This is a genomic window from Rhodoferax sp. SPJ21 (genome assembly GCF_058216335.1).
The window spans coordinates 983,710-1,001,560 of sequence record NZ_JBYZMO010000002.1 but is presented as its reverse complement, the minus strand read 5'-3'; the positions used below and the strand labels follow the sequence as shown (position 1 = coordinate 1,001,560).

General features: G+C 64.8%; 16 protein-coding genes. 7 read left to right on the top strand and 9 right to left on the bottom strand.

The window, feature by feature from the left end:
• The first annotated feature begins 63 nt into the window (after positions 1-63).
• The 4 genes from AC4BBN_RS12495 (at position 64) to AC4BBN_RS12480 (ending at position 6,767) form a co-directional block, all read left to right on the top strand.
• Positions 64-1,569, top strand: a complete 1,506-nt coding sequence (locus AC4BBN_RS12495) for an aminotransferase-like domain-containing protein (protein ID WP_490592302.1) — start codon at positions 64-66, stop codon at positions 1,567-1,569.
• A 195-nt stretch (positions 1,570-1,764) separates the two neighbouring features.
• Positions 1,765-2,934, top strand: coding sequence for a class C beta-lactamase (gene ampC / locus AC4BBN_RS12490; protein WP_490592868.1), 1,170 nt, complete (start codon positions 1,765-1,767; stop codon positions 2,932-2,934).
• A 33-nt stretch (positions 2,935-2,967) separates the two neighbouring features.
• A complete protein-coding gene (locus AC4BBN_RS12485) occupies positions 2,968-3,588 on the top strand; it encodes a DUF1294 domain-containing protein (RefSeq protein WP_490592301.1) in 621 nt (206 codons plus the stop codon).
• Between the two features lie 224 nt (positions 3,589-3,812).
• Entirely contained in the window at positions 3,813-6,767 is a 2,955-nt protein-coding gene (locus tag AC4BBN_RS12480; protein WP_490592300.1) for a PAS domain-containing protein, read from the top strand.
• Positions 6,768-6,838: 71 nt separating this feature from the next.
• Here AC4BBN_RS12480 and AC4BBN_RS12475 read toward each other — a convergent pair whose 3' ends face one another.
• The 5 genes from AC4BBN_RS12475 to AC4BBN_RS12455 form a co-directional block, all read right to left on the bottom strand.
• The gene (locus AC4BBN_RS12475; protein ID WP_490592867.1) at positions 6,839-7,729 is read right to left on the bottom strand and encodes an SMP-30/gluconolactonase/LRE family protein; all 891 of its coding nucleotides are present in this window, start codon (positions 7,727-7,729) and stop codon (positions 6,839-6,841) included.
• Entirely contained in the window at positions 7,726-8,487 is a 762-nt protein-coding gene (locus AC4BBN_RS12470) for an SDR family NAD(P)-dependent oxidoreductase (protein WP_490592299.1), read from the bottom strand. Before AC4BBN_RS12470 ends, AC4BBN_RS12475 begins: the two co-directional genes overlap by 4 nt.
• 40 nt (positions 8,488-8,527) lie before the next feature.
• Positions 8,528-10,684, bottom strand: coding sequence for an alpha-galactosidase (locus tag AC4BBN_RS12465; protein WP_490592298.1), 2,157 nt, complete (start codon positions 10,682-10,684; stop codon positions 8,528-8,530).
• Positions 10,685-10,696: 12 nt separating this feature from the next.
• Entirely contained in the window at positions 10,697-12,427 is a 1,731-nt protein-coding gene (locus AC4BBN_RS12460; RefSeq protein WP_490592297.1) for an IlvD/Edd family dehydratase, read from the bottom strand.
• Between the two features lie 79 nt (positions 12,428-12,506).
• A complete protein-coding gene (locus tag AC4BBN_RS12455; protein ID WP_490592296.1) occupies positions 12,507-13,253 on the bottom strand; it encodes a FadR/GntR family transcriptional regulator in 747 nt (248 codons plus the stop codon).
• A gap of 94 nt (positions 13,254-13,347) precedes the next feature.
• Between AC4BBN_RS12455 and AC4BBN_RS12450 the strand changes: the two genes are divergently transcribed.
• The 3 genes from AC4BBN_RS12450 to AC4BBN_RS12440 are packed head-to-tail and all read left to right on the top strand — an operon-like array spanning position 13,348 to position 15,195.
• Positions 13,348-14,268, top strand: a complete 921-nt coding sequence (locus AC4BBN_RS12450; RefSeq protein ID WP_490592295.1) for a 2-dehydro-3-deoxygalactonokinase — start codon at positions 13,348-13,350, stop codon at positions 14,266-14,268.
• A gap of 2 nt (positions 14,269-14,270) precedes the next feature.
• The gene (locus AC4BBN_RS12445) at positions 14,271-14,888 is read left to right on the top strand and encodes a 2-dehydro-3-deoxy-6-phosphogalactonate aldolase (protein ID WP_490592294.1); all 618 of its coding nucleotides are present in this window, start codon (positions 14,271-14,273) and stop codon (positions 14,886-14,888) included.
• Between the two features lie 49 nt (positions 14,889-14,937).
• On the top strand, positions 14,938-15,195 hold the full coding sequence (locus AC4BBN_RS12440) for a hypothetical protein (RefSeq protein ID WP_490592293.1): 258 nt from the start codon (positions 14,938-14,940) through the stop codon (positions 15,193-15,195).
• A gap of 3 nt (positions 15,196-15,198) precedes the next feature.
• Here the strand turns inward: AC4BBN_RS12440 and AC4BBN_RS12435 are convergent, their stop codons facing one another.
• From AC4BBN_RS12435 to AC4BBN_RS12420, 4 genes are read right to left on the bottom strand one after another with little or no spacing between them, the layout of a single operon-like run.
• On the bottom strand, positions 15,199-16,179 hold the full coding sequence (locus tag AC4BBN_RS12435; protein WP_490592292.1) for an ABC transporter substrate-binding protein: 981 nt from the start codon (positions 16,177-16,179) through the stop codon (positions 15,199-15,201).
• Positions 16,176-16,448 carry an Mpo1-like protein gene (locus tag AC4BBN_RS12430; protein WP_490592291.1) on the bottom strand — a complete coding sequence of 91 codons (273 nt, stop codon included), beginning with the start codon at positions 16,446-16,448 and terminating at the stop codon, positions 16,176-16,178. The genes AC4BBN_RS12435 and AC4BBN_RS12430 overlap by 4 nt, the downstream gene beginning before the upstream one ends.
• Positions 16,449-16,486: 38 nt before the next feature.
• Positions 16,487-17,407 (bottom strand): lactate/malate family dehydrogenase, encoded by a 921-nt coding sequence (locus AC4BBN_RS12425; protein WP_490592290.1) that lies wholly within the window; start codon positions 17,405-17,407, stop codon positions 16,487-16,489.
• Between the two features lie 9 nt (positions 17,408-17,416).
• Positions 17,417-17,851, bottom strand: coding sequence for a TIGR02594 family protein (locus AC4BBN_RS12420; protein WP_490592289.1), 435 nt, complete (start codon positions 17,849-17,851; stop codon positions 17,417-17,419).

Sequence of the window (17,851 nt, the reverse complement as noted above, 5' to 3'; positions counted from 1 at the left end):
CAGCATGCCCGTCTGTACCTGTTCAGCCCGCCCCAGGCCCCGCATCATGCAGGGGCCATGAGCATGCCCACTACCGTCGCCTCCGCACCTGCCACACCCAAATACCAAAGCCTGGCCGAGCACTACCGCAGCGCCATCCAGGCCGGTAGCCTGCTACCCGGCCAGCGCATGCCCTCGCTGCGCGAGCTGATGCGCCAGCACGCGGTCAGCCTGTCCACCACCATGCAAGTCTGCCGCCTGCTGGAGAGCGAAGGCTGGCTGGAGGCGCGGCCACGCTCGGGCTATTTCGTGCGGCCGCCCGCATCGGCCCACCTGGCTCCGGTGAACGACCCGCCCATGCAGCGCGCGCCCGACCCGGCGCAGTACGTGGGCATCCACACCAAGGTGTCGGAGTTTCTGGCGCTGGGCCGCATGCAGCGCTTCAAGACCAATCTGTCCACCGCCCGCTGCGCGCCTGAGCTGTACCCGGCGCAGGCCCTGCAGCAGGCCGCCCTGCGCAGCCTGCGCCAGCACCCGGACCAGCTGGTGCGCGCAGCACCACCGCAAGGCTGCCTGGAGTTCCGCGAGGTGCTGGCCCAGCGCGGGCTGGCCGCTGGCATGCGGCTGTCGGCCGGCGACATCCAGATCACCAACGGCTGCACCGAGGCGCTGAACCTGGCACTGCGCGCCGTGGCCAACCCCGGCGACACGATTGCGGTGGAGTCGCCCACCTTCTACGGCCTGCTGCAAACCCTGGAGGCCCTGGGCCTGAAGGCGCTGGAGATCCCCACCAGCCCGCGCACCGGCATCTCGGTGGACGCGGTGGAGCTGGCGCTGCGCAATGCTCCCGGCGTCAAGGCCGTGGTGGTCATCCCCTACCTGCAAAACCCCACCGGCAGCATCATGCCCAGCAGCCACAAACAGGCCCTGCTACGCCTGTGCCAGCAGCACGATGTGGCGCTGATCGAAGACGACACCTACAGCGCCCTGGTGGATGAATCTGTGTTGCGCGATGAGCCGCTGCGCGCCATCAAGTCCTGGGACGACAGCGGCCACGTGGTGTACTGCGCGTCACTGCACAAATGCCTGGCACCCGGCCTACGACTGGGCTGGGTCAGCGCCGGGCGCTGGCAGGCGCGGGTGGAGATGCTGAAGTTCGCCGCCTCGCGCAGCAACGAGCGCCTGGCCCAGATGGCCGCCGCCAGCTTCATAGCCTCTGCCGCTTATGACCGCTACCTGCGCCGCCTGCGCAGCGCCCTGGCCACGCAGCGCACGCAAACCGCCCAGGCCGTGGCCCGCTACTTCCCGCCTGGCACCAAGCTGACCGTGCCGCGCGGCGGCCTGTCGCTATGGGTGGAGCTGCCCGAAGGGTTGTCGGCCACCGCCCTGTTCCACGCCGCGCTGGCGGAGAACATGGTCATCGCGCCGGGCACCATCTTCACCAACTCGCAGCGGTTTGAAAGCAATCTGCGCGTCAACTGCGGCTGGCCCTTCACGCCCGAGATCGAGCATGCGTTTGCCCGCCTGGGGCAGCTGGTGAACACCTTGGTCGTGCCGCCAGCTGCAAGCAAATTGCTATCGAAAAAATAGCTGCTTGCGCAGGTATTACCTGCGCCACAGCCGGGTTTAGCCCAAAGATGTCGCGTCGTCTTTGATGGCGTCGGAAAACTTGACCATGAGCCGCACCAGGTCCTCGACATCCTGTGTGTCACTGGAGGCAAGGCAGGCCCTGATTTGTACGACCGATAAAATTTGACTAAGAGAGGGCTTGTTCCCTTGTGCCGAATGGTTAAAAAATTGAACAAACGATTGTTGGCTGGGGCTTTGTCTGCACTGGTGGTGGGCCTGGCATCTTTGTGCCATGCCGCCGACATATCCCGCGAGGACGCACTGCGCGCAACATCCGCAGTCGTCCTGCCCGCGATGGAGAAGAACCAAATACCGGGCGTGGCTGTCGGGCTGGTTCTGGGCGAGCACACCTACGTTTTCAATTTCGGCGTGGCATCGGTGGAGGGTCAACGCCGCGTAAACGATGCCACCATCTTTGAAATTGGCTCGGTCAGCAAAACATTCACCGCCACGCTGGCAAGCTATGCGGAGACTCTTGGCAAGCTGCAGCTTAGCGCCCCGGTCGCAAGCTACCTGCCAGAGCTCGCAGGCACAGACTTCGGGAGCCTGCAGCTCTATCACCTGGGCACGCACACCACCGGCGGGTTGCCCTTGCAAGTGCCAAACGACGTTCAGAACGAGGCACAACTCCTCAGCTACTTGAGAGCCTGGAAACCACCCTACAAGACAGGCGCCGTGCGCACCTATGCCAACCCGGGCATAGGCACGCTCGGCATGGTCACGGCGAAAAGCATGGGGCAGGATTTCAGTGTTGCCATGGGCCATGCAGTGTTCCAACCTCTTGGCCTGAAGAGTACCTACTTCAATGTGCCTTCCGAGAAGATGGCCAGTTACGCTCTTGGCTACACGAAAGACAATGCGCCGGTGCGGGTGAATCCGGGCATGCTTTCAAATGAGGCCTACGGTGTGAAGACTACCGCCCAAGACCTCACCCGGTTCCTGAAGGCGAACATGGGCATGCTCCATGTGGGCGGCGCACTGCAGACGGCCCTGGACAACACCCACAAGGGTTACTTCAAGGTCGGCGCCATGACACAAGACCTGATTTGGGAGGAATATGCGCTGCCAATAGATTTGCAAGTTCTGCAAAAAGGCAACTCCGGCGCACTGATCTACAACCCCACCCCCGTCATTGCCCTGGTTCCGCCTACGGCCCCGCATCCCAACGTATGGCGAAACAAGACCGGCTCAACCAACGGTTTTGGTGCGTATGTCGCTTTCGTCCCCGTCGAGCACTTTGGCATCGTCATACTGGCCAATAAGAACTACCCGAATGAGGAGCGCGTCGAGATTGCCCACAAAATCTTCGAGGCCTTGGCACGTTGAGGATGCTTTGCATCACTCTGGCGAAGACGTCCCATGCGATTCAACGGCAAGCTCCGCTCCTGGAACGATGAACGCGGGTTCGGGTTCATAGCGCCGGCACTTGGCGGGCAAGACATCTTTGTCCACATCTCAGCATTCCCGCCCGGCACCGGGCGCCCCGGCGTGGGCTTGCCGGTGTCGTTTGAGGTGGAAACAGGGCCGAACGGCAAGAAGCGGGCAAAGGCGGTCGCCTTCATCCGCATGAGCGCCAGGCGCAAGGCCCGCCGCGCGGAATCTGCGGCACGCTGGACGCCTGTGCGTGCGCTGGCCCTACCGCTGTTCGCCGGGGTCTATGTCTGCGTGGCTGCCATCTGGTCGGTGAAGCCTGCCGTCGCTCTGGCATATGCGGTTGCCAGCCTGGTCACCTTCATGGCCTACGCGCTGGACAAGTCGGCAGCCGTACAGGGCCGCTGGCGCATCGCCGAGTCCACCCTGCATACCCTGTCGCTGGCCTGCGGCTGGCCGGGTGCCTTGCTGGCGCAGCAGCTGCTGCGGCACAAGACCGCCAAGCCATCGTTCCTGGCGGTCTACTGGGCGACGGTGGCGCTGAACGTGGGCGGGTTCATCACCCTGCATTCACCCTGGCTGGCGGCGCTGGCAAGCGCCTTCAAATAACTCTCAAAGTGATAGCACACTGCGTAGACCCAATATGCGCCTAAGCCGCTTTTTACATACAAATAGCCCTGCGAAAAATACCGCAGAACGGCAACTTGCGCGAAAAGGGCTGCGCTCTTCCAGTTTCCACGTTTACCCTGAGCAGAGTATGGCCCACCCCGCGCTCCGAGTGCCCTAAGATTCAGCCACCCGGCAGAGCTTTCCAAGCCCGGAAGAAAGAAGACATGACTTACGCCGCGCCCATCCCGCTGGACGAAGATAAAAGGCTGAGCCGACTGCATTCCCTCGGTGTACTCGATACAGCGCCTGAGCCGATATTTGATGCCCTTACGCGCATGGCCTCGGCGGTATGCGGTGTACCGATCGCGCTACTGAGTCTGGTGGACGCAAACCGCCAGTGGTTCAAATCCAATATCGGGCTGGACGGGGTTGCGCAAACACCGCGCGACATCGCCTTCTGTGCCCACACCATCCTGCACCCCGCATTGATGGAAGTCACTGACGCGCTGCAGGACCCACGTTTTGCAGACAACCCTTTGGTAACCGAAGCCCCGCACATCCGCTTCTACGCCGGGGCTCCCATCGTCTTGCCTACCGGAGAAAGCGTGGGCACGCTGTGCGTGATAGACCAACAGGCTCACGTACTAAGCCCGCAACAGCGCACGGCCTTGAGCGATCTGGCGCTGGTGGCGGCCAAAGCCCTGGACATGCGCCGCAGCGCGCTGGAGCTGGATCGCCTGCATGCATTGGCCATCCGAAGGGCAGAGGAAGACAGCGCCAAAAGCGCGCTATACCACGCCATTGTGGAAGACCAGACCGATCTGATCTCGCTGGCATTGCCCTCGGGGGAGCTTACTTTTGTCAACTCGGCATATGCCAAGCATTTTGGTGAATCGCCCGAATCCATGGCAGGACGCAATCTGCTGGAGTACGTTGCCGAAAAGGACAGGGAATCGGTTGCAGCCCATTTGCGTGCCGTATGCAGCCAGCCAGGCACCGCCCAGGGCGAGAACCAGATGCGCTCGGTCTCGGGCGAGGAACGCTGGTTTGCCTGGTCCAATCGTGCCATCAGCAACGACCAAGGCCAGGTGATTGCGCTGCATTCGGTAGGCCGCGACATCACTGACAGAAAGCGCGCAGAACTCGCGCTGAAAGCCAGCCAGGATAGCTTTCGCGTCCTGTACGAAGCAACGCCGGCCATGCTGCACTCCATCGACCCACAAGGCCGGCTGCTGCACGTCAGCGACACCTGGCTGACCCAATTGGGCTATACGCGGGAGGAGGTCATTGGCCGCACATCGGCGGAATTTCTAACGCCTGCCTCCAGAGACTATGCGCGCTCTGTGGTGCTACCCCAATTCATGCAATCCGGCCGGTGTGTCGACATACAGTACCAGATGGTGCGTAAGAACGGCAGCACCATGGATGTGCTGCTGTCGGCCGTGCTGGAGCGGGACGCCCTGGGCCAACCCGTGCATTCACTCGCCGTGATCCAGGACGTGACGGAGAAAAATGCCATCTCCCGGGCCCTGCGTGCCAACGAGGAGCGCCTGGCCCTGGCAACCAGCGCCAACGGCATCGGTATCTGGGAGGTGGACCTGGCCACTGGCAGGCTGGACTGGAGCGACACCATGTTCGGCATTTTTGGCGGCACGCGCGCCAATTTTGATGGGCGGCTGGAGGACTGGTCGAGCAGACTGCACCCCGACGATATGGAGCGCAGCCAACAGGCGTTCCAGTCCTCCATCGACACGGGCGCCCCGCTGGACTACGACTTCCGCGTAGTGCATGGCGACGGCAGCATCCGCCACGTGAACGCCCGGGGCATGGTGATCAACGACGCCCAGGGAAAACCTATGCGGGTACTGGGCACCAACTACGATATTTCAGAGCGCAAAGAGGTGGTGCGCGCACTGGAGCACAGTGAGCAACGTATGCGGCTGATTGCAAACAATCTGCCGGTGCTGATCTCGCACATAGATACCGACTACCGCTACACCTTTACCAACGACAACTACCAGAAATGGTTTTCGCTGCCAGGTGGCACAGTTGGAAAAACCATCGCCGAGGTATTTGGCAATGCCGTTTTTGAAACCATACAACCGCGCATAGCCGAGGCCCTGGCGGGAACAGATGTTTCGTTCGAAATGAGGAACGTGCTCGCTGGCGCACCTTCCCATCTGTTTGTGCACTACGTACCTGACCGGGACGAAAACGGCAAAGTCATCGGCGTTTTTGGCATGGTGCTGGACCGATCGGAGCAGCACCAGGCTCAGGACCGCATAGAAGCCAGCGAACGCCAGCTGCGGGCCGTGACGGACAACCTACCAGCCTTCGTCGCCTATGCGGATACCCAGGAGCGTTACCGATTCATCAACAAAACGTACCGCGAATGGCTGGGTTTGGAGCAGGACGCCATCCTGGGCCGGCCCGTGGAGGAGGTACTGGGCCCCGAGCTCTACGCACAGCGGCGGGACGCGTTGCGGCGCGCGCTGCAGGGCGAACGTACGGCGTTCGAAGTCCGCTCGGTGTTGGATGGCGTCTCGCGCGATCTACAGACCACCTATGTGCCGGACGTATCGGCGGACGGCGAGATACACGGTGCATTCGTACTGGCCTCCGACGTAACAGAGCTCAAGCGCGTGGAGCAGGAGCTGCGTGACCTCTCACGCACCGACACCCTCACAGGCCTGCCCAATCGGCGCCAGTTTGGTGAGAATCTGGAACAAGCCCTGTCGCGCAGCTGCCGCACCAACAGCCCCATGGCGCTGATGTTCCTGGACGTGGACCACTTCAAATCCATCAACGACTCGCTGGGACATGCCGCAGGCGACGTGGTGCTGTGCGAGTTCGCCAAGCGCATACGTGCGGGCATACGTATCACCGACGCTGCCGCCCGGCTGGCCGGTGATGAGTTCGTGGTCATCCTGGAAGACGTGAAGACGCTGCCCGAGACGGAGGCGGTGGTGAACAAATTGATTGCAGCCGTACGGCAGCCGATTCAGGCCGAGGGCCACGAAATTCTGATCACCACCAGCATAGGCATTGCGTTTTTCCAGCCGGCAGGCCAGGCAGAGGCCCTGGGCGCCAGCGAACTGTTGGCACGTGCAGACCGGGCCCTGTACCGCGCAAAAGCAGCCGGCCGGAACACCTTTATGGTGGACGACAGCCCGCCATAGCAGCCCCACGTTACTATCAAATAAATAGCTACCAGCGCATATTCCACCTGCACTAGAGGCCATTTTTTTAATTAATTCGCCAGACCCCAGGCGTGGGCCGGCAGGCCCCGCACACCGGTACGCAGCGCAAAGGCCGAGCCGGCCAGGGGCTGCTGCGCCAGTTGCTCTGGCGTCAGGTCCACTCGGGCGCTGGTGACCAGCATCAGGTCCATGTCCGCGCCGCCAAACGCCACGTTGGTGATCTGGCTGGCAGGTAGATTGATGCGTTGCAGCTCAAGACCGGCCAGGTTGAAACGGCGCAGGCAACCGCCACCCCACATAGCCACCCACACATGGCCTTCGGCATCGAAGGTCATGCCGTCGGGCTCGCCCTCTTCCGCCGCAAAAGTCTTCCACAGCGTCTTGTTCTGCAACTGGCCATCGGCACCCAGGGTGTAGCGGTAGATGCTGCGCAGCAGGCTGTCGGTGTGCAGCATCACCGTGCCGTCGGCCGAGATGGCCGGGCCATTGGCAATGTGGATATTGCGCTCTACCACCTCGATGCGGCCGTCCGGGTGCAGGCAGGCCAGCTGGCCGCGCGCTTCTTGCGGGTTGTCGGAAAACATAGAGCCGGCCCAGATGCGGCCGGCCGCGTCGGCCTTGGCGTCGTTCAGGCGCACACCGGGCTGGTCGGGGTGCGGCGTGCCCAGGCGCTCGATACGCAGCTCGGGCTCCAGCGTTAGGCGCACAAAGCCGGACCGGAAGCCGGCCACAAAGCCCTGGCCATCGGCGCAGGGAATGATCCAGCCCACGTGCTCGGGCATGGGCCAGCTGTAGCGCTGGTCGGTGCTGGGCGACCAGGCATGCACCGCGCGGCCCATGATGTCCACGAAGAAGAAGCGCCCGCTCTCGGCATGCCACAGCGTGCCTTCGCCCAGCTGCAGGGTGGGCGTCCAGACTGAAGTGACGTCCACGCTGCTCATGTCCACCCCGCGTCCACCACGAAGTCTTGCGCGGTGACCATGCAGCTGTCATCGGCCGACAGGAACAGGGCCATGTTCGCCACGTCAGCACCTTTGATGCGGCCGGGCAGGCACTGGTTGGCGTCCAGCGCGCGTTCGCCTTCGGCGTCTACCCACTGGGTCAGCTGCTTCTCGGTCATGATCCAGCCGGGGGTCAGGGTGTTGACGCGGATGTTGTCCGGCCCCAGGTCGCGCGCCAGGCTGCGCGTCAGGCCCACCGTGGCGGCCTTGCAGGTAGCGTACAGCGGGTAGCCCTTGCCCTTCATCATCCAGCTGATGGAGCCCAGGTTGACGATAGCGCCGCCGCCCATGCGCCGCATGCCCGGCACCACGGCCTGGGCTGCAAACACGTGCGGACGCAGGTTGACGGCCACGCGCCAGTCGAAGTCTTCCACCGTCACGTCCATCAGGTCATGGCGCTGGTCATTGGCCACGTTGTTGATCAATACGTTGATGTCGCCGTGTGCCGCCACGGCCTGGGCCAGCGCCGCCTGCAGGGCCGCCACATCACTGGCCTCGCTTTGTAAAAACAAGGGTGTGGGTCCGACCGCGCTGGCTGCCGCCACCACTTTGGCTGCCGACTCGGCATTGCGGCCGGTAAATGCGACCTTGGCACCCTGGCGCGCAAAGGCCTCCACGATGTCGCCACCAATGCCGGAACTGCCACCAGTGACGAACACACTGCGGCCCTCCAGGCTGGGGTAGTTTGCGTATTTCAATCGATGTCTCCTGGTAAGGAAGAATGTAAAAAACGGCCCGTCAGCCCTCTGATCCGGGCACGCGGGAGAAAGAATAAAGCAGTGCCGACTCGGGCTGCATCACCGGTACCGGCAGGCCCATGCGGGCCAGCTCGCTGCCGGCTACGCGCACACCGTCCGCCTGGCGCAGCGCATCACCCCAGGGGTCCGGCGCGTCACCGCGTGCACGCGCCTGGCCAGCGCTGGCCAGCAGGCGCAGCTGCCACACACCGGTGCCGGCCAAGGAAGGCAGGCGCAGCGGCGGCTGGTAGGTGTAATTGGGCGGCTGCAAAGTAAACACGCCCAGCACGGCGCGGTCTGCGGCTTGCACCAGCCACCACACCAGGCCGTCCTCGGTGCGGCCCTGGTGGAACTGGCCGGTGTGCAAAACCCCGCGCAGCGATTTGTACAGGGCTATCCAGCGGGCCAGCGTTGCGCGGTCGGTATCCGGCAGCTGGCGCACATCGGCCTCCACGCCCATATGGCCAAAGCAGGCCACGGCGCAGCGGAAGTCCATGCTCTGGCTGCGCCCGGTGGCGTGCGCCGGCGCCGGGCCCACGTGGCTGCCCATCAGCTCCAGCGGAAACAGGCGCGCCGCCCCGCTCTGGATGGTGACGCGCGACACCGCGTCATTGTTGTCGCTGGTCCACAGGCGCTGGGTGTAGCGCAGCGCGCCCAGGTCGGCACGGCCACCGCCGGAGGCGCAGGTTTCAATTTCCAGCTGCGGGTGGGCCGCACGCAGGCGCTGCAGCAGCGCATACCAGGCGGTGATCTGGCTGCGCATGGCGACACTGCCGTCCAGGCCCACGGCCTGGGCGAAGGTGCGGTTCATGTCCCACTTCAGGTAGGCGATTGGGTGCGCCGTCAGCAGTGCGTGCAGCTTGTCGAACAGGTACTGGCCCACCTCGGGCCTGGCCACGTCCAGCACCAGCTGGTTTCGGCCCAGCACCAGGGCGTGGCCGGCCACCTGCAGCGCCCAGTCAGGGTGGGCGCGGAACAGGTCGCTGTCGGGGTTGACCATTTCGGGCTCGACCCACAGGCCGAACTCCATGCCCAGGCTGTGCACATGGGCGATCAGCGGGCCCAGGCCTTCGGGGTATTTGGCCGGGTCGGGCCACCAGTCGCCCAGGCCGGCGCGGTCATCCTTGCGGGCGGGGAACCAGCCGTCGTCCAACACAAAACGCTCCACACCTACCGCCGCAGCGGCGCGGGCCAGATCGAACAGCACATCGGCCTGGTGGTTGAAGTACACGGCCTCCCAGGTATTCAGGTGCACCGGGCGCGGGCGCATGCTACCGCCGGCCCATTGCAGCACCTGGCTGCGGGTGAATTGCTGCAGGCGCGCGCTGGCGCCGTTCATGCCGGCATCGGACCAGCCCAGGTGCAGGGTGGGCGTTTGCAGTGTGCCGCCTGGGGCCAAGACCACCTCGCCGGGGGCAAGCCATTCGCCGGCTTGCAGGCACAGGCGGCCGTCTTCGGCGCGGTCCAGCGCAAAGCGGTGGTTGCCGCTCCAGGCCAGCTGCGCGGCCACGGCCTCGCCCTGGTGGTCGCCGGCATCACGCGCCAGCACGAACACCGCCGGAGGGGCCTCGTGCCCGCTGCGGCCGGTACGGTTGTCGCGCTGCCAGCCGGCCATGGGCACGGGCTGGCGGGTCCATTGGAATTCATGCGACCACTGGCCGTGGAAGCTGCCCAGCTCTTGCAGCACGGGAGGCAGGGCCACGCTGGCGCAGGCCAGGTGGTCCACCGTGAGATCGGCCGTGCCGGTATTGCGCAGCACGCTGTGCAGGCTGAGCACGCCGCTCTCGGCACACAGCTGCAGGGTCACATCCACTGCAACCGCGGCTACCTCGTCGCGCAGCTGCAGCACCAGACTATGGGGATTGGTTTGTACAAAACCGGTGGCGCGCAGGTCCTGCACCGCGTCCAGGCCGGCACGGTGCGCGCGCAGCGCGGGTGCGCCGGGCTCGCCGTTGCCCCAGCAGGCTAGCAGCGGCACACCGGCGAGGCGGTCTAACGTGCCTGGTGCCATGCGCAGCAAATCGGTGGCCGGCCAGGCATCCATCAGCGGGGTGTGGGCCAGGGCGGCACCCCAGTAGCGCCACACGGGCATCTGGCCCACGGCAAATTCCAGCACCACCGCCACGCCGGCGGCCTCCATACGCAATAACTGGTTCATCGCAAGCAGGGCTTAATGGGAGTCACGCGGCACGGCGGAGCCACGGGTGCCCACCAGGAAGTCCATATCAGCGCCTTGGTCGGCCTGCAGCACATGGCGGTGGTACATGCGCACATAGCCAGAGGCCGGCTCGGGCGGCGGTACCCAGGCGGCGCGGCGGCGCGCCAGCTCTTCGTCGCTCACATGCAGGTGTAGGCCACGGCCGGCAACGTCGAGTTCGATCTCGTCACCGTCCTGCACCAGGGCCAGCGTGCCGCCGGCAGCTGCTTCGGGCGCCACGTGCAGTACCACCGTGCCGTAGGCGGTGCCGCTCATGCGGGCGTCCGAGATGCGCACCATGTCGGTAATGCCTTTTTGCAGCAGCTTGGGCGGCAGGCCCATATTGCCCACCTCGGCCATGCCGGGGTAGCCCTTGGGGCCGCAGTTCTTCAGCACCATGACGCAGTTCTCGTCGATGTCCAGGTCCGGCTCCATGATGCGTTCCTTGTAGTGTTCGATGTTCTCGAACACCACGGCACGGCCCCGGTGCTGCAGCAACTTGGCTGTCGCCGCCGAGGGCTTGATCACCGCGCCCTGCGGCGCCAGGTTGCCACGCAGAATTGCCAGGCCGCCCTGCTCCACCAAAGGCTGGTTCAGCGGACGGATCACCTTGTCGTTAAAGCACTCGGCGTGCTCAACGTTTTGCGCCTGGGTGCGGTTGTTGACGGTGATGGCGTCGCCGTGCAGCAGGCCGGCTTCCAGCAGGCGCTTCATCACCACCGGCAGGCCGCCGGCGTAGTAAAAATCTTCCATCAGGTACTCGCCGGACGGCATCAGGTTCACGATGGTCGGAATGTCCTTGCCCAGGCGGTCCCAATCGTCCAGCGACAGCGGCACGCCCATGCGGCCGGCGATGGCGATCAGGTGGATCACCGCATTGGTCGAGCCGCCGATGGCGCCGCAGACGCGGATGGCGTTTTCAAAGGCTTCGCGGGTCAGCACCTGCGACAAGCGCATATCGCGCTCGACCATGTCAACGATCATGCGGCCGGAGCGCTGCGCGAGCTCCAGGCGGCGCGAATCGACAGCCGGAATGGCGGCATTGGTCGGCAGCGAAACACCTAGCGCCTCGACCATGCTGGCCATCGTAGAGGCAGTGCCCATGGTCATGCAGACGCCCGCAGAGCGCGACATGCAGCTCTCGGCCTGCATGAACTGCGGCAGGGTCATCTTGCCGGCGTTCACCGCTTCAGAAAACTTCCACACATGGGTGCCAGAGCCAATCGCCTCGCCCCGGTAGTTGCCGTTCAACATGGCGCCGCCAGACACCACCAGGGTGGGCAAGTCCACACTGGCCGCGCCCATCAGGGTGGCAGGCGTAGTCTTATCGCAGCCGGCCAGCAGCACCACGCCGTCCAGCGGATGGGCGCGGATGGCTTCTTCCACGTCCATGCTGGCCAGGTTGCGGTACAGCATGGCGGTGGGGCGCATCAAGGTTTCGCCCAGCGAGGAGACCGGGAACTCCACCGCAATGCCACCGGCCTGCAGCACGCCGTGCTTCACGCGTTCGGCGATCTGGCGGAAATGCTGGTTGCAAGGGGTCAACTCGCTCCAGGTGTTGCAAATGCCGATGACCGGACGTCCGTCAAAGCTATCGTCTGGCAAACCTTCGCTTTTCATCCAGCTGCGGTGGATGAAGTTGTCCTTGCTGGTGCCGCCAAACCAATGCTGGGAACGGCGCTTTTTGGGGGATTCGGTGGTCATGGCGGCCTTAAACGGAGCGAGTGGGGTGTTTTAAATAAATCATACAAATAAAGCCCAAATTAAAACCTAGTGGATACCCTTAAACCGGGGCCACGTCGTCCAGCATGTCGGCCTGCTGCATCAGCTCACGGGTGTCTGACAGCATCACCGCCATGCGGTGCAGGGCGCGCTGCGGGTCGCCGTCGCGGATGGCGTCCAGCACCTTGCGGTGGTCGGGCAAAGCATCGTTGAAACCGCCGGCCTGGCGCGCCGTGATGCTGAGCAACGACTCCAGCGCACTGCTGGTAATGGCCACCAGCGGCACCAGCAGGGGGTTGTTGGTGGCCTGCAACACGGCGTTGTGGAAAGACAGGTCCGCCGCCACCCATTCGCCCACATTGCACGCGTCTTCCATGGCCTTGAAAGCCTGCTCCATTTCCGCCAGCTGTTCGGGGCTGCGGCTGCGCGCCGCCAGGGCTGCCGCTGCGGGTTCGATGATTTCACGCAGCTCCAGCAGGTGGCGGTAGAACTGCGCATCCGGCCCGGTGGCGCAGCGCCAGGCCAGCACATCCGGGTCCAGCATATTCCAGCCCACACGCGGCCGCACCCAGGTGCCCACGCGGGGCCGCGACTCCAGCAAACCCTTGGCCGCCAGAACCTTGATGGCCTCGCGCAGCGCCGTACGGCTCACATCCAGACTGCGGCACAAAGCCTCTTCATTGGGCAACAAAGCGCCCACCGGGTAGGTGCCGCCCACCACCGCATGGCCCAGGTTTTTAACCACCTGCCCATGCCGGTGGCGCCCGGCATACGTCGCCGCAAAAGTGTGTGTGGCAGTTGCCGTCATTGCATAAACCCCCGCTGAATGGCGCTGCACCTGTTCCCTACCAACCCGATTCGCAGCATAATAAATCATACAATCTAAAACAGAGACACATCTTATGGCAACTACCAACCCCGGCTGGATCGGCGTGGACTGGGGCACCACCCACCGCCGTGGCTACGCCATCACCCCCGAAGGCCAATGCATAGCCGAAGCCGACGACGACCAGGGCGCGCTGGCCGCGCGTGGGCGCTATCCCGAAGCATTGGCCGCCCTGCTCTCCCCTTTGCTCCCGCAAGCCGATGCCGACGCGCGCGTCGTCATGTCCGGCATGGTGGGTAGTGCCTTTGGCTGGCAGGAAGCCCCCTATCTGGGCCCGGAAGTCGCACTGGAAGAACTGCCCCGGCACCTGGTTGCGGTGGCCGGCCAGACAGAGCGCTACATCGTGCCCGGCTACTGCGTACGCAATGCCCAGGGCCAGCCGGATGTGATGCGCGGCGAAGAAACCCAGCTGCTGGGCGCCGTGGCCATGGGCCTGCGCGACGGCTGGTTCGTCCTGCCCGGCACGCACAGCAAATGGGTGCTGCTGCGCGACGGCCGAATTCAACAACTGCGCACCTATATGACGGGCGAGCTGTTCGCCCTGCTGTCGCAGCACGGAACGCTGGCCGCTGCAGCCCAGCCTGCCGGCACGGAGCCGCTGTGGAGCCAGGCCGCCTTTGCCGATGGCGTGGCCGCAGGCGGGCCCGGCGCACTGGCACACCAGCTGTTTGCCTGCCGCGCCCGTGTGGTCACCGGCACCATGCCGGCCAGCCAGGCCCAAGCCTATTTGAGCGGCCTGTTGATAGGCAGCGAGCTGCAGGACGTGCTGCGCGACCTGGGCAGCGCCAACAGCGCAGATTTCCACCTGATAGGTTCGCCCGCCCTAGCCCAGGCCTACCAGGTCGCCGCCACGCAGCTGGGCAGCCGCCTGCGGGTGCTATCGCCACGCGAGGTGATCTTGAGCGGCTTTCACCACATCCAAACCCACGGAGCTTGACTATGCACGCACCCCATCCACCCTTGGTCGCCATCTTGCGCGGCCTAGATACCGCTTCGGCCGAAGACGTTGGCCAGGCCTTGTTCGACGCCGGCTTCCGCATTCTGGAAGTGCCGCTGAACCGCCCGGGCGCGCTGGAATGCATACGCATTCTGTCGGCCATTGCGCCCAGCGACGCGCTGGTCGGCGCCGGCACGGTGCTGCGCACCGCCGATGTGGATGCGGTCAAAGCCGCCGGCGGCAAGCTCATCGTCTCACCCAACTGCAACCCGGCGGTGATCCGCCACAGCGTCGCTTCGGGCCTGTACAGCGCGCCGGGCATCGCCACGCCCAGCGAAGCCTTTGCCGCGCTGGAGGCCGGCGCCCACGCACTGAAGATATTCCCCGCCGAACAGGTCGGCACCGCCGGCCTAAAAGCCCTGTTGTCGGTGCTGCCCAGCGGCACGCCGATCTGGCCGGTGGGCGGCATCACGCCCGAAAGCATGGCGGCTTGGGTGAAAGTGGGCGCCACCGGCTTCGGCATTGGCGGCCAGCTGTATGCGCCCGGCACGCCAGCCGAGCAGGTGCGCACACGGGCCGCCGGCTTTGTGGCGGCGTGGAAGGCCTGCCAGCCGGGGTGAGCCAGCAAGGGGTTTACGATCGGCGCTCCTAGACATCCGCAAGACGCATATGAACGACGACATCGCGCGTGCCCTGCACGCACTCATCCAAGCCCAAGCCGGGCAGCTTCGGGCCATGCAGGTCATCAACGACGTGCTCATCACCACCCTGGGCCGGGCATCGCCCGAGCTGCTGGACGCGCTCAGCGAAGGCATAGGCACCATCACGCACTGGGGTGCTGAAAACCTGGAAGAAGGCAGTCTGGACAGCTACCACGCCATGATGGGCAACACCACACGCCTCATCGAGACGCTGCAGGAAAGCTAAAAACTAGTGCCCTAGCTGCACCGCCTCAGGCGCCACTTTGCGCAGCAGGGTCGGATCGACCACGTTGAGCAGGGTGTCCGGCCGGGGCTGCACCCGCATCTCGCGGATGGCCCAGCGGGCCTGGCTGTCCATGGTGTCTATCAGCGAGAAATCCAGCCCAAGGCGGAAGTCATGCTCACGCATCTGGGCTGCGGCCTGGGCCGGGGTGACACCCAGGCGGGCCACCATTACCTGCTGTGCTTTCAGAGGCTGCTCGGCGATGAAGCGCTCGGCCTGTTGCAAGGCCCGCAGCAGTTTCAGCAGGTCTACCTCCCGGGTCTTGATGAGCGCCCGGCTGGTAATCAAGCCAAACTGCTGGGTGTACAGCCCCGGATTTTCAAACAACACACCATCCGAGCCCAGGGCTGCAGCCGCTTTGCTGGCCACCGGCTCCCAGATCGCAGCGGCATCAATCTCACCGCGCTGCAATGCGGCAGCGATGCGGCCCGGCTCCATGGAAACGATGGCGCTGTCACGCCCCAGAGGATTGTCCAAAGCCAACCAGCGGCCCAAAAAATACGCGGCCGAGCTTCCCTGTACCGTGCCTACACGTTTGCCAGCCACCTGTGACGGCGCCGCAATACCCGCGCTGCGCCGGGCCACGATCTTGATCTGCGAAGACGATGCGCTGATAGAGGCGATGTAAGACAGGTCCTGGCGGGTGAAACTGTTCAGCGTGGCTATCAGCTCTGCGGCGGTGGCCAGCTGCACCGTCCCCTCGGCCATCAGCTTGTAGCAATCGCGGCCGCTGCTGCAGCTGCGGGTGGACAGGCTCAGGCCTTCGCGGTCAAAGTAGCCATTCGCCTGCGCCACATAAATCGGCAGGGATACCGGGCCGTCGGACACGCCCAGGCTCAGGGTCTGCGCAGCTGCGCCGACCACAAAGCCGCAACAGCTGACCAGCGCCAGCCCCCATGTTCGCATCCAGAATCTGATCTTGGTCAACTTGCGTCCTTGTCCTCATATGCAGTGCATCCGTGCCGGCCACAGCCGATAGCGCTCCAGGCGCCAAACCACACGGCCAACGCGGGCGTGAACACCCAGCCCATGGCGCGGACCGAAGGGCGTGACAACAGTACCGCAGTCGCGACAACCATCAGCGGAATGCCCACGCAATGGATCCGAACATTGCGCGGATGCCGGTGGTATGCAGCATAGCGGGACAGCTGCTCTACCAGGTTGCGCATCGCTCGCTCCGATACTACAAAATCCATAGCACTCCGCGCTTATAAAACGTGCGCTGCAGCCGAAATCACGCTACAGACGCCCGGGCCGCCCGCAGCACCTCGGCCGAATGCGCCAGCGCCGCACGCTCCACCGCATCCAGGGCCGGCTCCAGCACCTGCAGAGCGCCGCCGGCGCCCACGATGCACGGCAAGGACAAGGCCACGCTTTGCAAGCCCAGGGCGCCGGTCTGCACCCGCGACACCGTGAGCACGCGCCGCTCGTCGCGCAGCATGCCCGCCAGCAGGGAGGCCGTGACCAGGCCGATGGCATGGTTGGTTGAACCTTTGCGCCGTATCACCTCGTAGGCAGCGGTGCGCACGGCGTGGGCCATGCCCGCCTCGTACTCTGCCTGCCAGCCACTCCACTGGCGCAGCGGCACACCGCCGATGTCGGCACCTGACCACAGCACTACCTCCGAGTCGCCGTGCTCACCCACCACCTGGGCGTGGATGGAATGCGCGTCCAGCGCCAGCTGCTGGCCCAGCATCTGGCGCAGCCGGGCCGTATCCAGCATGGTGCCGGTACTGATGACGCGCTCGGGCGGCAGGCCGGACACCTCGGCAAAGTCGTACACCAGCACATCCACCGGATTGGTGACCACCACCACCACGCCCTGGTAGCCGCGCAGCTGCACCGCAATGCCCCGCAGAATGGCCAGGTTCTCCTTCAGCAGGTCCAGCCGGGTCTGGGTGGGGCTGCCGTTCTTGCCGGCGGCGATGACGATGGCACGGGTGCTGCGCATGTCCTCAATCTCCACCGCCCGCACCACGGCGGAAGGGTAAAAGGCCGAGCCCTGCGCCAGGTCCATGGCCTCGCCCTCGGCGAGGTCGGGCCGGGCGTCATGCAGCAGCAGCTCCTGCGCCGCGCCGCTGTGCAGCACCGACATGGCCACACTGGTGCCCACCCAGCCGGTGCCAATGATGCCGATGGAAGAACGCTCAGCCATGGTGTAGTCCTAAAGTAGCGACGCAGGCCAACGGTAACCCAGTACCGTGTGCGCAGGGTAAAAATGTTCACGCACGGCGTCAAGCTGGTTGCCGCCGAGCAAGTGCACATGCTCGGCGTCTGCGCGCAGGAAGAAGCCCACATGCCCCTTCCAGCCCGCCGGGTCCTCGCGCGACAGCACGGCAATGCAACCCGGCACCGGTACCTGCAGCGGCACGCCCCAATCCAGCCAGGAGCGGGCCAACGCCGAGCCGGTGCCGGCAATGCCCACCTGGGCCAGGCTCCAGTTGACAAACGACGAGCACCACGAGGCCTTGTCGTCATAGCCCGCTATATTGGTGTGGCCGTGGTATTGCGTGACACGCGGGTTGCTCTGGCCGGGTGGGTAGGTCTGCACACCCATCTCGGCCCGGGCTATCGGCATCCAGACAGCTGTGCCTGGCAT

Bases quoted from the DNA above. Each gene is read 5' to 3' on its own strand.
- AC4BBN_RS12495 (WP_490592302.1), top strand. From the start codon at position 64: ATGCCCACTACCGTCGCCTCCGCACCTGCCACACCCAAATACCAAAGC.
- ampC (WP_490592868.1), top strand. From the start codon at position 1,765: ATGGTTAAAAAATTGAACAAACGATTGTTGGCTGGGGCTTTGTCTGCA.
- AC4BBN_RS12485 (WP_490592301.1), top strand. From the start codon at position 2,968: ATGCGATTCAACGGCAAGCTCCGCTCCTGGAACGATGAACGCGGGTTC.
- AC4BBN_RS12480 (WP_490592300.1), top strand. From the start codon at position 3,813: ATGACTTACGCCGCGCCCATCCCGCTGGACGAAGATAAAAGGCTGAGC.
- AC4BBN_RS12475 (WP_490592867.1), bottom strand. From the start codon at position 7,729: ATGAGCAGCGTGGACGTCACTTCAGTCTGGACGCCCACCCTGCAGCTG.
- AC4BBN_RS12465 (WP_490592298.1), bottom strand. From the start codon at position 10,684: ATGAACCAGTTATTGCGTATGGAGGCCGCCGGCGTGGCGGTGGTGCTG.
- AC4BBN_RS12460 (WP_490592297.1), bottom strand. From the start codon at position 12,427: ATGACCACCGAATCCCCCAAAAAGCGCCGTTCCCAGCATTGGTTTGGC.
- AC4BBN_RS12455 (WP_490592296.1), bottom strand. From the start codon at position 13,253: ATGACGGCAACTGCCACACACACTTTTGCGGCGACGTATGCCGGGCGC.
- AC4BBN_RS12450 (WP_490592295.1), top strand. From the start codon at position 13,348: ATGGCAACTACCAACCCCGGCTGGATCGGCGTGGACTGGGGCACCACC.
- AC4BBN_RS12445 (WP_490592294.1), top strand. From the start codon at position 14,271: ATGCACGCACCCCATCCACCCTTGGTCGCCATCTTGCGCGGCCTAGAT.
- AC4BBN_RS12440 (WP_490592293.1), top strand. From the start codon at position 14,938: ATGAACGACGACATCGCGCGTGCCCTGCACGCACTCATCCAAGCCCAA.
- AC4BBN_RS12430 (WP_490592291.1), bottom strand. From the start codon at position 16,448: ATGGATTTTGTAGTATCGGAGCGAGCGATGCGCAACCTGGTAGAGCAG.
- AC4BBN_RS12425 (WP_490592290.1), bottom strand. From the start codon at position 17,407: ATGGCTGAGCGTTCTTCCATCGGCATCATTGGCACCGGCTGGGTGGGC.
- AC4BBN_RS12420 (WP_490592289.1), bottom strand. From the start codon at position 17,851: ATGCCAGGCACAGCTGTCTGGATGCCGATAGCCCGGGCCGAGATGGGT.